The sequence below is a fragment of the Mesorhizobium loti CJ3sym genome, assembly GCF_000472785.1.
Lineage (GTDB): Bacteria > Pseudomonadota > Alphaproteobacteria > Rhizobiales > Rhizobiaceae > Mesorhizobium > Mesorhizobium loti_E.
Genome location: NZ_AXAL01000001.1, coordinates 1 through 14,225, shown reverse-complemented (window position 1 = coordinate 14,225; position 14,225 = coordinate 1). Strand labels below are relative to the sequence as shown.

At 60.3% G+C, this 14,225-nt stretch carries 16 protein-coding genes; 8 read left to right on the top strand and 8 right to left on the bottom strand.

Annotation, left to right across the window (positions count from 1 at the left end):
* The first annotated feature begins 23 nt into the window (after positions 1–23).
* Positions 24–1,448 (top strand): DEAD/DEAH box helicase, encoded by a 1,425-nt coding sequence (locus A3A9_RS0100080; RefSeq protein WP_027056988.1) that lies wholly within the window; start codon positions 24–26, stop codon positions 1,446–1,448.
* Positions 1,449–1,553: 105 nt separating this feature from the next.
* On the opposite strand, the gene A3A9_RS0100075 is transcribed toward A3A9_RS0100080, so the two are convergent.
* A complete protein-coding gene (locus A3A9_RS0100075) occupies positions 1,554–2,528 on the bottom strand; it encodes an alpha/beta hydrolase (RefSeq protein WP_027056987.1) in 975 nt (324 codons plus the stop codon).
* A gap of 95 nt (positions 2,529–2,623) precedes the next feature.
* Positions 2,624–3,445 carry an SDR family oxidoreductase gene (locus tag A3A9_RS0100070; protein WP_027056986.1) on the bottom strand — a complete coding sequence of 274 codons (822 nt, stop codon included), beginning with the start codon at positions 3,443–3,445 and terminating at the stop codon, positions 2,624–2,626.
* Positions 3,446–3,669: 224 nt separating this feature from the next.
* Between A3A9_RS0100070 and A3A9_RS0100065 the strand changes: the two genes are divergently transcribed.
* On the top strand, positions 3,670–4,704 hold the full coding sequence (locus A3A9_RS0100065; protein WP_027056985.1) for a cysteine synthase A: 1,035 nt from the start codon (positions 3,670–3,672) through the stop codon (positions 4,702–4,704).
* On the top strand, positions 4,704–5,447 hold the full coding sequence (locus tag A3A9_RS0100060) for an alanyl-tRNA editing protein (protein ID WP_027056984.1): 744 nt from the start codon (positions 4,704–4,706) through the stop codon (positions 5,445–5,447). The genes A3A9_RS0100065 and A3A9_RS0100060 overlap by 1 nt, the downstream gene beginning before the upstream one ends.
* A gap of 48 nt (positions 5,448–5,495) precedes the next feature.
* On the opposite strand, the gene A3A9_RS38000 is transcribed toward A3A9_RS0100060, so the two are convergent.
* Together A3A9_RS38000 and A3A9_RS0100050 are read right to left on the bottom strand one after the other, a co-directional pair.
* Positions 5,496–6,335: an alpha/beta fold hydrolase gene (locus A3A9_RS38000; protein WP_033838245.1), complete on the bottom strand. Its 840-nt coding sequence runs from the start codon at positions 6,333–6,335 to the stop codon at positions 5,496–5,498.
* Between the two features lie 34 nt (positions 6,336–6,369).
* Positions 6,370–7,269, bottom strand: a complete 900-nt coding sequence (locus tag A3A9_RS0100050; RefSeq protein ID WP_027056983.1) for an Lpg1974 family pore-forming outer membrane protein — start codon at positions 7,267–7,269, stop codon at positions 6,370–6,372.
* A gap of 168 nt (positions 7,270–7,437) precedes the next feature.
* Between A3A9_RS0100050 and A3A9_RS0100045 the strand changes: the two genes are divergently transcribed.
* Entirely contained in the window at positions 7,438–8,691 is a 1,254-nt protein-coding gene (locus A3A9_RS0100045) for a cytochrome P450 (RefSeq protein WP_027056982.1), read from the top strand.
* A 14-nt stretch (positions 8,692–8,705) separates the two neighbouring features.
* On the opposite strand, the gene A3A9_RS0100040 is transcribed toward A3A9_RS0100045, so the two are convergent.
* Genes A3A9_RS0100040 through A3A9_RS44740 form a run of 3 tightly spaced genes read right to left on the bottom strand, consistent with a single transcriptional unit; the run spans position 8,706 to position 10,829 of the window.
* On the bottom strand, positions 8,706–9,494 hold the full coding sequence (locus A3A9_RS0100040; protein ID WP_027056981.1) for a Stf0 family sulfotransferase: 789 nt from the start codon (positions 9,492–9,494) through the stop codon (positions 8,706–8,708).
* A gap of 37 nt (positions 9,495–9,531) precedes the next feature.
* Positions 9,532–10,398: an alpha/beta fold hydrolase gene (locus A3A9_RS44745; RefSeq protein ID WP_027056980.1), complete on the bottom strand. Its 867-nt coding sequence runs from the start codon at positions 10,396–10,398 to the stop codon at positions 9,532–9,534.
* Positions 10,398–10,829 (bottom strand): hypothetical protein, encoded by a 432-nt coding sequence (locus tag A3A9_RS44740; RefSeq protein WP_161634462.1) that lies wholly within the window; start codon positions 10,827–10,829, stop codon positions 10,398–10,400. The genes A3A9_RS44745 and A3A9_RS44740 overlap by 1 nt, the downstream gene beginning before the upstream one ends.
* A 196-nt stretch (positions 10,830–11,025) precedes the next feature.
* Here A3A9_RS44740 and sseA point away from each other — a divergent pair, with 196 nt between their 5' ends.
* The 4 genes from sseA (at position 11,026) to A3A9_RS0100010 (ending at position 13,774) form a co-directional block, all read left to right on the top strand.
* Positions 11,026–11,877, top strand: a complete 852-nt coding sequence (gene sseA, locus A3A9_RS0100025; protein WP_027056978.1) for a 3-mercaptopyruvate sulfurtransferase — start codon at positions 11,026–11,028, stop codon at positions 11,875–11,877.
* A 5-nt stretch (positions 11,878–11,882) separates the two neighbouring features.
* On the top strand, positions 11,883–12,446 hold the full coding sequence (locus A3A9_RS0100020; protein WP_027056977.1) for a GNAT family N-acetyltransferase: 564 nt from the start codon (positions 11,883–11,885) through the stop codon (positions 12,444–12,446).
* Between the two features lie 117 nt (positions 12,447–12,563).
* Positions 12,564–13,121, top strand: a complete 558-nt coding sequence (locus tag A3A9_RS0100015; protein ID WP_027056976.1) for an OmpA family protein — start codon at positions 12,564–12,566, stop codon at positions 13,119–13,121.
* A 185-nt stretch (positions 13,122–13,306) separates the two neighbouring features.
* Complete coding sequence (locus tag A3A9_RS0100010; RefSeq protein ID WP_027056975.1) at positions 13,307–13,774, top strand: DUF1203 domain-containing protein; 468 nt, start codon at positions 13,307–13,309, stop codon at positions 13,772–13,774.
* A gap of 240 nt (positions 13,775–14,014) precedes the next feature.
* Here the strand turns inward: A3A9_RS0100010 and A3A9_RS0100005 are convergent.
* Positions 14,015–14,225, bottom strand: a 211-nt coding sequence (locus A3A9_RS0100005) for a transposase (protein ID WP_027056974.1), incomplete at its 5' end; no start/stop codon positions are given.

Below are 14,225 nucleotides of genomic sequence, written 5' to 3'. Positions count from 1 at the left end.
AAGCCGTATGAAAGAAGATTATTTTGACCAACGAAAACACTTTGCCCGGTACGGACTCTGGGGAACTCTCCGGTTTCGCCGCATTGGGAATTACAGGTACGCTGCTCAAGGCGACCCATAACGCCGGCTTCACCGAGCCGAAGCCGATCCAGACGCAGGCCATCCCGCCGCAGCTGGAAGGCCGTGACATTTTCGGCATTGCACAGACGGGCTCCGGCAAGACTGCGGCCTTTGCACTGCCGATTCTCTCGAAGATCACCGCGCTTGGCACCAAGCGTCGCGCCAAGACGACCCGCGCGCTGATCCTGGCGCCGACGCGCGAACTCGCCGTGCAGATCGAGGACACCATTAAGATCCTCGCAAAAGGCCAGCATGTCTCGACCGCACTGGTGCTGGGCGGCGTCTCGCGCTTCAGCCAGGTGAAGAAGGTTGCTCCCGGCGTCGACATCCTCATTGCCACGCCCGGCCGGTTGACCGACCTGGTGCGCGAGGGCGACCTCATCCTCTCCGACACCAAATGGCTGGTGCTGGACGAGGGCGACCGCATGCTCGACATGGGTTTCATCAACGACGTCAAGCGCATCGCCAAGGCGACCGCGCCTGATCGCCAGACGGCGCTGTTCTCGGCAACCATGCCCGACGAGATCGCCGAGCTGGCCAAGGGCCTCCTGAAGAACCCCGTGCGCATCGAAGTCTCGCCGCAGAGCACCGCAGCCGCCGAGATCGTGCAGGGCGTCGTCTTCGCCCGCACCAAGCAGAAGCGCCAGGTTCTGTCGACGATGCTCGCCGACGAGGCGATGAAGTCCGTCATCATCTTTTCGCGTACCAAGCATGGTGCCGACCGGGTGACCAAGGACCTAGAGCGCGACGGCTTCAAGGCCGCCGTCATTCACGGCAACAAGTCGCAGAATGCCCGTCAGAAGGCACTCAACGACTTCCGCGAAGGCTCGGTTCGCATTCTGGTCGCGACCGACATTGCCGCACGCGGCATCGACGTCCCCGGCATCAGCCATGTCGTGAATTTCGATCTGCCGGACGAAGCCGAAAGCTACGTCCACCGCATCGGTCGTACCGGCCGCAACGGCATGGACGGCATTGCGATCACGCTTTGCGATCCTTCCGAGAACAGCAAGCTGCGCCAGGTCGAGCGCATCATCCGCACCAAGCTGCCGATCGTTGCCGACCATCTCGGCAGCCCCGATCCTGTGCGCAATCCGGCTGAAAAGAACGAGCGCTTCGAGCCTGCCAATGACCGCAACGACCGCAACGGTCGCCGCGATGGCAGGCGTCCCGGCGGCGAGAACAAGGGCAACGGTTTTGGCAAGAAGCGCTTCGGCGACAAGCCGGCCTTTGCCGGTGAGCGCAAGCCGGAAGGCGCCAAGCCGGCCTTCAAGGGCAACAACAAGCGCCGCTTCGGCGGCAAGCGTCCGGCGGCCCGGGCTGCTTGACCCATCATCTGTTGGGGCGGACCAGTCGGTCCGGCTTAACTGACTGTGACTGAAAGAAAGGGCGGCTGAAGTGATGCTTCAGCCGCCCTTTTTCGTCTCCAACCCTTACTTCGCCACGGCCTCGATCCAGACGGCAATCCGCTGCGCAAGGAAGGCCGTGGTCGATGGCGACAGCGCGTCGCCGGCAATGACGTGATTGTCGGGATCGCCAGAGCTTTCGATAGGGACCAGTTCGTGCGCGCCGCCCCAGCGGGCGGCGATCTCACGCGTGCGGTCGGGCCGCACGACTTTGTCCATATCCGAGAAAATAAACAGCGCCGGGATATCAGCCTTCTCCACCGGCGCGCCATAGGCAAGTTCCGTCAATGCCTGCATCGGCATGGTCGCGGCGATCGGATATCTGGTGGTCCAGAATTTCTCGTGCAGCGCATTGCGCGGGACGAAGCTGTGTTCCTTGCCGGCAACGAGTTCGGCGATCTGTTTGCCCCATGGCATGGTGAGGATTTCGGCGCCGGACGCCTTCACTCCGAAATTGGGCGAGATGAACGCAATGGCTGCCACCCCATCCGAAGCGCCCGGCCGCGTTGCCGCCCATGCCGCCAGCGAACCGCCGGTCGAGGTCGAGATGACGATCACCTTGTCGCCGATTGCCCGGCCGATGGCGAGCGCCTCCTCATAGTCGTTGATCCAGGCGTTGACGCTGCCTTGCGTCATCGCCGCGCCGTCCTGCCCATGACCGGTAAGCCGGGTGTAGAACAGATTGGCGGCGAGTTGGTCGGCCACATCGTCGGGCAAGGGGCGGACTTCGCCCTTCGATGCGGAAAAGCCGTGGATATAGACGATCGACAGCGGCGTCCTGGCATGCACCATCGGATCGGCCCAGACGATCTCCTTCTCCAGCCCGTCGCGGATACCGGGCACGGCGGCCTCCACCTTGGCCACATAAGCCTGCGGATCGTCACCGATGACGGAGGGATCGAAGCGGATCGTGGTGTCGACGGGAACGCGTGGGCCAAGCAGGAAGGCCAGTGAAAGGATGGCGACGAGACCCAGCACAGCCAGCACGATCTGTCGCCCCATGGCAAACTCCACGCAAGATGATCTCAACGTATGGCGGCGGCCACAATCAGGCAACGGCCGGCCGGAGCGCGGCACACAACAATTTCGGCAGCGTACTATTCGCCTGGTGGCTTGCGGTCGTAGTTCAGCGGCCTTGCCTTCCAACTGGTCATCAGGCTGATCACTCCTCTGCACACCGGCCTGGGCAACAGGCTGAGAAATTTCAGCGGCCAGCTTGTCCTGTATGGAAAAGTGACTTCGAAGCCACCGGATTTGATGCCCTTCATCATGCGGCGCGTCGCACGGCTAACCGGCATCAGGCCGGGCATCGGCAGCATGTTCTTCTCGGTCAGCGGCGTGTCGACAAAACCGGGGTTTATCACCTGGACGCGGATGTTCATCTTGTCGAAATCGTATTTCAGCGACTCGGCCAGGATGTTGATCGCCGCCTTGGTCCCGCCATAGGCGGCCGTGGTCGGCCAGCCGAAATAGGCGGTGACCGATCCAACCAGCACGACATGGCCGCGCGACCGAACGCGCATATAGTCCACGACCGGTACCAACCCGTTGATGATGCCGAAATAATTGACCTCGAAGGAGCGGCGAAAATCCTTGACGACGAGAGCCTCTCCAGGCGTGGAAATGTAGTTTCCGGCGTTGAAGACGGCGAGCACGATGGGGCCGAGTTCCTTCTCGATCGCGGCCACCGTCTTTTCCATGCGCGGCTCGTCGCTGACGTCGCAGGGAAAAGCCGTGACGCTGCCTGGCATCTGCGCGGTCTCGACGATGAGCGTGTCGATCGGATCGTCGTCCAGCGCGGTCACCGCCACAGCATAGCCCTGGGACGCCAGATCCCTGGCCAGCGAGCGGCCAATGCCGCTTGAGCCGCCCGTGACCCAGGCGACGCCGTGTTTCGGATCGGCCCTATAGAGTGTCATGCTGTGCCCTGCCACTTGTTGGTGTCTTGCTCTAGCGACGAAGGAATCGAATGAAAAGAGTGCTTTTCGACGCCAGGTGTAAATGAACTGTGCGATATCCACCCGGTCTTGGGGGTGTCCATGCTCGGCTGTGCTGGAAATGCGACTGGACCAGACAAATTCTTGCCTTGAAACCGAAGCGTCGGGTTTCTAGGGTTTCGGCGCATGCACACAAGGAATCCTGAATGCCTCGTTCTGTGATCGACGCGATCGGCAACACGCCTCTGATCCGCCTCAACAAAGCGTCCGAAGAAACCGGCTGCGAGATACTGGGCAAGGCCGAGTTCATGAATCCGGGACAGTCGGTCAAGGATCGCGCCGGCCTGTTCATCATCCGCGACGCCGAACAGCGTGGCCTGTTGCAGCCAGGCGGCGTCATTGTCGAGGGCACGGCCGGCAACACCGGCATCGGGCTGACGCTGGTCGCCAAGGCGCTGGGATACCGCACCGTCATCGTCATTCCCGATACTCAGAGCCAGGAGAAGAAGGACACGATCAGGCTGCTTGGCGCCGAGCTGATCGAGGTGCCGGCTGTGGCGTACAAGAATCCCAACAATTATGTGAAGCTGTCGGGAAGGCTCGCTACGCAACTGGCGCGGACCGAACCGAACGGTGCCATCTGGGCCAACCAGTTCGACAATGTCGCCAATCGCGACGGCCATGTCCGCACCACCGCCGAGGAAATCTGGAACCAGACGGGTGGCAAGGTCGACGGTTTCGTCTCGGCGGTTGGGTCGGGTGGCACGCTTGCCGGTGTCGCTTTCGGACTGAAGGCCAGGAGCAAGAACGTCAAGATCGCGCTCGCCGATCCGCTGGGTGCGTCACTCTACAGTTTCTACACCAGCGGCGAATTGAAGGCCGAAGGCAGTTCGATCACCGAAGGCATCGGGCAGGGGCGCATCACCGCAAACCTCGAAGGATTCACCCCGGATTTCTCCTTCCAGATCACGGACGAGGACGCATTGCCGATCGTCTTCGACCTGATCCAGGAAGAAGGCCTTTGCGTCGGCGGCTCGACCGGCATCAACATCGCCGGCGCGATCCGGCTGGCCAGGGAATTGGGTCCCGGCCACACCATCGTGACCATTCTTTGCGACTACGGCACACGTTACCAGTCGAAGCTGTTCAACCCTGAATTCCTGCGCGAGAAGAACCTGCCGGTGCCGGATTGGATGGAGCTGAAGAGCACCATTTCGGTGCCATTCGAAAAGGTCGCTTGATGGCGTACAAGACCGAAACACTGTTTCGCGACGATGCCTACCTGAAGACAGCGGACGCCACGGTTGTCGCCATCAACGACCGTGGTGGCATCATCCTCGACCGGACGATCTTTTATGCCACCTCGGGCGGCCAACCGGGTGACTCCGGGCTATTGGAGTGCGATGACGGAAATCGCATCGAGATTGCCGCCACCATCACCGGTGAGACCAAGGATGAGATCATCCATGTGCCGGCACCGGCGCAGGCGGCCCTGACGGTCGGCGAGAAGGTTAAACTGGCGGTTCTGTGGGAGCGGCGGCATCTGCTGATGCGTATGCACGCGGCTTGCCATCTTCTCACCGTCGTCTGCCCGTTTCCGATCACCGGCGCTTCCGTTTCTGAGGACGACAGCCGTGTCGATTTCGATATTCCTGACGCCGGCTTCACCAGGGAAGATGTAACCGCGAGCCTGATGGAGCTGGTGCGGGCCGATCATCCGATCTTCACCAGGCTGATCAGCGACGAGGAACTCGCCGCGAACCCTGGCCTGGTGAAGTCGAAGAATGTCCGGCCGCCGGTCGGCACCGGCAAGATCCGCCTGGTCTGCATCGGTGAGAACGGCACGGTGGACAGCCAGCCCTGCGGTGGCACGCATGTGAAAAGCACCGGCGAAATCGGCGAAATCCACATCGGCAAGATCGAAAAGAAGGGCCGCGAGAACAGGCGCTTCCGGATACGCTTTGGTCCGGCGCCGGCGAACTAAAATCGTGTAGCCGTCTATAATTGCTCAGGCTGTCCGGAGACTCCTTGCCTACCCAAGGTGTCGGAAACTGGAAAGTGGTCGCTCCACCCACGCTTCGATCTGCTCGGTGACGAACTTGGCTGCCTGATGGTGGATGAAATGACCGGCGCCGGGTAGCGCCACCAGCGCGGTTACATTGTCGACCTCGCGAAACGTGCCATCGAAGGCGCTGGCTGGGACATAGGGATCATCGGTGCCGAACAGCACCAGGGTCGGCGCCTTGACGAGAGGCAACTGCCCTAAGTCAGGCACTCTGCCAAGCGGTATATTGGCTCTATAGTAGCCCAACATCGCCTCCGGATCGGATCGACCGAGGGAGTCCACCAGAGCTTGCCTGTCCTCCGGATCGGTGACCCAGGCGCAGAGTTCGTTGATGTCCAGCATCTGGGCTGCGCCCGGTACCTGGAAGCGGCGTATATAGCCGGTGATCTCGGCATTGGCCGGGTCGGCAAGGGCACGCAGATGATTGCGCGGGTGCGGCGTCGACAACAGGACGAGATGGCGCACGACCTGCGGCACTCGTATGGCCAGCCACCATGCGATGATACCGCCCCAATCGTGGCCTACAATGGCGGCCTGGGTCAGCTTTTCAGCGGCCAGAACGGCCAGCACGTCGTTGACCAGATTGGTCAGCACATAGTTGCCGTAGCCTTGCGGCGCATCGCTTTGTCCGAAGCCACGCAGGTCCGGAGCGATCACGCGATAGCGGTCGCAAAGCGCTTGCATCTGCCGGCGCCAGCCCATTCCATGATCCGGAAAGCCGTGTAGAAAGACGATCGGCGGGCCAGAGCCCGCCGCCGTGTAGTGCAATTTGACGTTGCCGTTGACCGCGATCCTGGATTCGAACATCGCGCCCAAGCTCACCGTATGCCGGTTGCTATGGTCACATTTTGACTTCGAGACGAAGGAACGGTCCGTGGAAGGTCTGGGTGGTGCTGTCCGCATTGATAAGCAGATTGTGCCACTGCTCGACCTTGTAGCCAGCCGTAAAGGTGGCGCCGGCAAGGGGGGTCCAGCTCAGGCCGGCCGAGGCGTCGAGATTGGTGACTGTCTGGCTGGAGGACTGGCTGAACAGTGTAACGGATGCGTGATTATCCGGATTGGTACTCGTGACATTCACGCCGACACGGTCGTTGCGGCGGCCCCACATGACGGAGCCGGAAACCGCGCCTGTCAGCCCCCAGGTTTCGCTCAGCGGGTAGTATGCCTCGGCACCGACACGCGGCCCAATGCCCCAATATTCCGACGATCCTACCTTGTCGGCTGAGCCCCCCTTGTCGGTCGGATTGTCCGGGGCGAAGCTTTCGGAGACAACACCTGTTTCATCCGAATGCACCAGGCGTAGACCGCCAAAGAAGCGGATATCGGCGGCCTGAACCTTGACGTGCTTGCCGACATCGAAATCGAACGCCTGGAAGCTGTAGTCGTCGCCGTAGCCAATAGTCAATGTGCCCGGATTGCCGAACCCGGTTGTCGGGCCGCTGCGATCGAACGACCGGTTCTTGCCCAAGTGAAACGCACCTGCAAGGCGCCAGTCCATGTCCGAAGAAATCTGTTTGGTTAGCGCGATCGAACCTGAGAAGTCACCATTGCTGTTTCCAAGCTTGTCGCTGCCGCCGGTCTTGTCGTCGCTGTGGACGTTGTTTTGAAAGAACGCACCCTCGAAGGCGATCTTGACGCGCGAATCGATGACCGAAGGGTCCGTGACCTTCGCATCCTCTGCATGCGCCGCGACCACGCCCGCAGAAGTCACCGAAGCGGCGGATGCCGCGACCGTCGCCAACAGTTTACTTGATGCCCTAGCGCGCATTACTTAACCCCGCCCAAATTCTGCCCCAGAATCTAACATTACAGACATATCCTAACGGCACATTGCAGCAAGTCTGGCCAGAAATTTTACCAGGTGATGTTGCTGCTTTGCCACGGTGCTCGGTAGCGCCGTTGGACAGATGTGATAAGCGTCGCGCTGGGGCTGACCGAGCCGCGACTGACAGGGGGTTTGGTGGACAATCCAGCGCAAATCGAAAGCGTGCTCAACAACCTCGTCTATGTGCTTTTCGGCCAGAGCGGGCAGGTGGGGCCGAACGGGAAAGCCCGAGATCTCGGCAATCTGACTGTCTTCGACAATCCCGAGACCGTCGACGTCATCGTCAAGGCGCCGGAGCTCTTCCGAAAGAACTTCTCCCTGATCTCGGCCCTGGGTTTCAGCCGCTTCAACACCAATGATGAGGACTGGTCGGTCCGGCGCGCCGTCACCCAGGATATTTATCTGGCGGCCGCCAGGCCAGCGCAGCAGCATGCCGTGGCGGAAATCTTCACCGCCTGTCTGTCCAGTAGCGCCTCCACGCTACCAGCCATCCAGCAAGCTTTGTTCGCCGCGTCGATGACGATATTTTACCGGGCCTTCGGCCTTGTTCCCGACATGGCGGCGACGCTGTTGCTGCTCAACAGGGCCCGCGACGTGCTGAGGCGTCTCCAATACTATTCCTGGGTGACGCCGACGACCGCCGAACGTGCGAACGCCATCCAGGATGCTCGCGCGGTGGTCGCCGATTTCGCATCGCTGCTAATGGTAGATCCCCGGGCCGCTGCGGAGATGGACCGCTTCAGAAGCGAAGCCACTGATGTAGAAGGCTTTTCGCCGGTGGAAGAGTTCGTCATGAATTTCTTCGCCGGCGTCGAGACAACGGTCACGACCGCACTTTGGGTGATCGATCGGCTGGGGGCCAACCAGCAGGTGCAGGAGCGCATCCATGCCGAGGTTCTCTCGGGCGAGGCGCAAACGCCGTACACCGATTGCATCATCAACGAGACGATGCGCTATTTCCCTCCGATACCGTTCCTGACCCGGGAAGTCGGCGCCGATACAGTTCTCGACGGCCGGGACCTCTCCGCCGGGCAACTGATCATGGTATCGATCGTCGGCGTGCACCAGCATCCGGCTTTCTGGTCAAACCCGCGTGTCTTCGACGCCAGCCGCAAGGAATTCATGGAGAACAGCTTCGACCGACGGGCTTTTATTCCATTTCTCACCGGACCGCGCATGTGTGGTGGTGCCCGTCTGGGCCGGCTGGAAGTCAAGGAGGCGATTCTGGCCGTTGTGCGGCAGTTCGCATTCAGTCGTGCCGACGATATAATCCGGTTCGACTATGCGCTGGCGTTGCGGCCCGCGCAGGAATCTTCGGTTGGTGTTTCGTGTCGATGAGATGACAGGTTAGATCAGGCATGGTCTCGCCAAAACCGTCGGATCAAGGCGCCGAATTGCCTTCCGATCATGTCCTTGAAGTCGACACCTTGCGCATAGCGTCTGCTTGTCGACGTGTCATTTGACTTCAGCTCGAAGCCCGGGAGCCAGTTGCTCATTGTGGCGGATACGTTTTCCTGTTGGTTCGCGATAAAGTCCTCATAGAAGACGTGAGCCACTCTGTTTTTATCAACGGTGTTCAGATAATTCTTCCACCTGATCTCGCCATTCAAAATGTGTTGCGCGGCATCTCGGACCACCCTCTCGTTCAAAACTGTCACCCTTGGAATTCCAGGCAGTGTCTCCTGGCTGTCGAATGGCTGGCCCGTTTGAAGCACCGAGAGCAAGCTTATGGTTTGATCGACCTTGTTTCTCCTGGAGAGGAAAACGTAGAACGAGTAGTCGTCGTCGACGCCGATTGAACTGCGCGCGAATGGCAGGTTCTCATAAAATATCTTTGCGCTGAAGACGCCGTTCTCGGTTCTTTTCTCCATGAGATGGCGACCGTATGCCGGCCCCTGCTCATTGAGTGTTTCAAGGTCCATGGTGTTGTCAGCCGACCAGCGTCTCATCAACGGCAAGGCATACAGCCACTGAAAATACTCGGTAGGTATTCCTAGGCCAAACTGCTGCAACACCTGACAATAGGAATGCCCCGCCGTTCGCGGGGTCGTGCAAATCAGGATCTTGGCGGGATTTTCGATTGAGCTTTGGCGATCATAGGTCGCGGCGACATATTCACTGTACAAATCGTCGAAATGCATTTTTGGAACCAACTCCGCCACGACTAGAATCCAAATTTCAGACTGCGGACAGGAACCCCAGGATAAGCAGGGCCTGGTCCAGCGACATCAGCGATGGTGGATCGCCCGCATCAATGTTGTCGACAAGCCACAGATCAGGGCGCGCCAGCCGTGAGCGCTCGATGGCCTGCCGGGCAATGATCTGGCTGTTGCGGCCGTACATCAGCAGGATGTGGGCGTCGATCTTGCCGGCGATCGGGAACAGATCGTATTCGCGGCTGGCCATGGCGCCGAACTTTCCCGTGGTGGCCGGATCAAAGGCAAGTCGGAAGCCATCCGGACCGGCGGTTATCCTATTCTCGACATAGCGGTTGAACACCGTGTCCTCGACCCGCCCCATAACGTCTCTGGTGGAGCTTAGATATTCCTTGGCCGCCGCGCGGGTTGGAAATACAAGCACGCTCTCTTTCAGAACCTCGTTTCTCATCTCGTCAACCTTAGGTCCGCCGAGCATGGGCACATTGTTGAGAACGATCTTCGAGGCCTTGGAGCGGGTCATGTGCAGAAACAACAGCAAGATCGTGCCGCCCCATGAAGTGCCGATAAAGTGGTTTTCCGTGCCGGCGAACTCGCCCAGCGCACGCAGGCATTTGGAATAGACATTGATGTCGTAGCCGGACCCCAGATAGGCGCTGCGCCCGCGCCCCAACATATCGGGGCAGACGACCAGGAAGCCGTTGCGGCACAGGAAGGTGGCGAGGTAATCAAAGTCGGCACCGTTACCGGTGAAACCGTGCAGGCAGAACACTGTTGCGCGCGGCGTGCCGGCCGGCCGCCGGATGCGCACGAACATCGCGGCGTAGCGGTCATCTAGCCGGATGAGGATCTCTTGCGTCAGTGCCTCGGCGGTACCGGTCGGGTGCATCAGAGGTCGCGCTTGCGGACGGCACGCTTGACCGAGCCGCGATTGTCGATGAAGTCGCGTTTCCAGAATACCGATCTGTCCAGGTTGATGCGCTTGGCTTCCTTGATCATCGGCAGCATGTGGGACGAGGACCGCGTTGCCAGAACGGTCACCGCGGTGGCGTCGCCGCCGGGAAAGGGATTGAGTGGCCCGCCATTCGTCGCCCAGGCCTCGGCTATCTCGCGGCTGGTCTGGATCCAGCCGACATAGGCGACGATGGCGTCGTCGATCGAGCCGATCATGTGTGTCTGCTGATCCAACTGGTAGCGCAGCGTCTTCACCATCAGGCCGAACTCGTAACCGTCGAACGGCGGATAATGCGCGATGAAGTTGCAAACGAGTCCCAGCGAAACCGGATTGCTGGGAATACGCGAAAACAGAAGATTGCTCATGCCGAGATTGTTGACCCCGCCCACCCCAGATCATAACGATCAATCCGTACTCGCCACGAAACATGAAAACAATCGGAATCAATGGACTGCTGCGGCTGACTGTGTCGCGTATCAAAACAGAATGTCGCCTGGCCGGAACGCATCCAAATTGTCAAGCTAAACAAAGTTTTGCCGAAGACGAAGCAGGAGAACAAGAATGGCCGAAGACAGCCCTTTCACCGTCGACGCGGACTGGCTGCAGACGCGCCTCGGCGAGCCGGGCCTGACGATTGTCGATACGTCCTGGTACCTTCCGGCGCAGAAACGCGACGCTCGCGCCGAATACGAGGCGGCACACATACCAGGTGCCCGGTTCCTCGATCAGGACGCGGTGTCGGATCCGGACTCTGCTTTGCCACATACGCTGCCGTCACCGCAGCATTTTGCCCAGTATGTCGGTGCGATGGGCGTTTCGGCGGATGACACCATCGTCGTCTATGATGGTCCGGGCTTCTTCTCGGCGCCGCGGGCATGGTGGATGTTCCGGATTATGGGCGTCTTCCAGACCTTTATCCTGGACGGCGGCTTCGACGGCTGGAAAGCGGCCGGCCGACCGGTGACGACGGAACCGACGAAGATCGCGCCAAGCGTCTTTCATGCTGATTGCGACGCCGGTCGCGTTGCCAGTCTCGCTGACATGCGCCGGATCGTCGACACCAGGGAGAGCCAGATCGCCGATGCCCGTGGACCGGGCCGGTTCACTGGGGCTGAGCCAGAGCCCCGTGCGGGTATCCGCTCCGGCCACATGCCAGGCGCGCGCAATGTGCCGTACTCCGCACTGTCGGAAAACGGCGTGTTGTTGTCGAATGACCGTTTGCGCAAAGTGATCGAGGAGGCCGGCATTGACCTCTCGAAGCCCGTCGTCACATCTTGCGGCTCCGGAGTCACCGCCGCGGTGATCACTCTGGCGCTGGAGACGCTTGGCCACACAGACAACAGGCTCTATGACGGCTCATGGACCGAGTGGGGCGGGCTCTCCGACACGCCTGTGGTGACCGGCAAGGAATAAAGACGATGCAAAATGGCGTGCTGGAAGACATAGAAGTGACCGTTACATTTCTCGAGATGCATGTGCCGCCGACCTATACGCCGCCGGTGCCCTATAACAGGCAGGTCGCACTGCTGAAGACCAAGGACATTCCCTTGCATTTCTACCGTTATTTGATGGATCGGGTCGGCCGCAAATGGCATTGGGTGAATGTTCTGAGGCTGGACGACGACGAGCTTTCGGCCGGGATCCACCGTGAGGATCGCGACATCAGGGTGCTCTATCTCGACGGCGCGCCGGCAGGGTTCTTCGATCTCAAGCCGCATTTGCCCGAAGAAGTGGAGCTTGCCTATTTCGGCATGATGGAACATGCCACCGGCCTGGGCCTCGGCCGCTGGTTCCTGGGCTCTGCGATTGCCGCCGCATGGTCGTATGGGCCGAAGCGGGTGACGGTGCAGACCTGCACGCTCGATCATCCCGCGGCTCTGCCGCTCTACCAGAAGCTCGGTTTTGCACCGGTGGCGCAAAAGAAAGAGACTGTGCATCCGCTGCCGTTCCTCGAACGCTCGGCCAGCGTCATGCGGCCCTGATTTCAACCGGAATCCGACGTCAGCCGGATCTTGAACCCGTCGTTCATCGCCGCTTCAGCCTGCCTTTGGCATGTTGCCCGCACCATCAATGCGGCTGACGCCGAAGGAGAAAACGACATGCTGACCCGCCGTACACTTGCCGCAGCGCCGATCGCAGCGATTGCCCTGCCGAGCCTTGCTGCAGCCCAAGCGACAACGCCTTCGGCCGCGACGATCGAGCGAAAGCTCGAGGCCGCGCCCCGGGTGAAGCTGCGGCCGAACGAGCGCGTCACCATCCGTGAATTCAAGCGCCGGCCGGATTTGCGCCGCATGGCGCGCTCCATCGATATCCAGTCGATCAATTTCGCCTTCGGCTCGGCCGCCATCTCCAGTTCGCAATACGACAAGATCGAGAATATCGCTGACGCGCTGCAGCGCATCCTGCGCCGCGATCCCGGCGCCCGTGTGCTGATCGAGGGGCATACCGACGCCGTCGGCTCCTCCCAGTCGAACCAGGCGCTGTCCGAACAGCGCGCCGCTTCGCTGAAGCGCACGCTGGTGCGCGAATTCGGCGTGCCCGGCTACGCACTCGAGACGGTCGGCTATGGTGAGGAGTTTTTGCTCGTCCAGACGCAGAACGAAAATTGGCAGAATCGCCGGGTGACGCTTCGCCGCTTTGACGATTTTATCCGTTGACCTGCGAGCGTTCATTCCAATTTATTAGCCGGCTTTATTTATTTGAATTGGGAGGTCGCCAATTCGAACTGAGCGGGCCAGGACTGATCGTAGGATCTCGATCGGTCCTTCGTCACTTGGCAGGAATCGGGTGGGAAGTTTCGGCCTGAGTGGATAATTTCCGGCAACGACACGGAGATTTCACCATGACCATTCAGTTCAAAGCCCTGCCGACCCAGGATGTTAGAGCCCTGCAGTTTGGCGGCCCGGATGCCTACGGCCACACGCCCGAGCGAAAGATTTCCGACGGTGACGGCATGCCTTGCCGGCACTGTCTGAAGAACATCGCCGCGGGCGACGCCTATCTCATTTTGGCTTACCGGCCATTTCCGGACCTTCAGCCCTATGCTGAAACCGGGCCGATTTTTCTGCATGCCGAGGAATGCGGCCGCGCCAACGTGACCGGGGCGCTTCCCGAGATTCTCGAAAGCCCGGACTACATTGTGCGCGGCTATGGCAGGGATAACCGCATCGTCTACGGCAGCGGCGGTGTCATCCCGACTGAGGCGATTGCTGCGCGGGCCGAGGCGCTGTTCGAACGCGACGATATTGCCTACCTGCATGTCCGCTCGGCGCGCAACAATTGTTATCAATGCCGTATCGAGCGCGCATAGGGGCAAAGGTTGTCGACAGGAGTTCTGTCGTACTCCCGTCGCATAGATACGATAAAAAGCGATTGTCGATCGATTGGCCGACCGCGGATGAACCGGCGGCAATCTCGATATCGAGGAAGCGGGGCTTTGGCTCCGCTTTTTTGTTGCCTGCGGTGTGACGGGCTAAGAAAAAACCCGCCGGTATGAACCGGCGGGCTGACGGGAGGAAACTTCTCGTAACTTAGGCTCAGGACTCATTGATCAGAGCCAGAAGATTACGGTTGCAGCGATGCAGATCGCGGACATGAAGGTGTGGGCGCAGCGGTCATAGCGTGTGTGGATGCGCCGCCAGTCCTTGAGCCTGCCAAACATGTTCTCGATCTTATGGCGGCTTTTGTAGAGCAAGGTGTCGTGCGGGATCGGCAGATTGCGGTTGGCTTTGGACGGGATACAGGCGACTATGCCGCGCTTG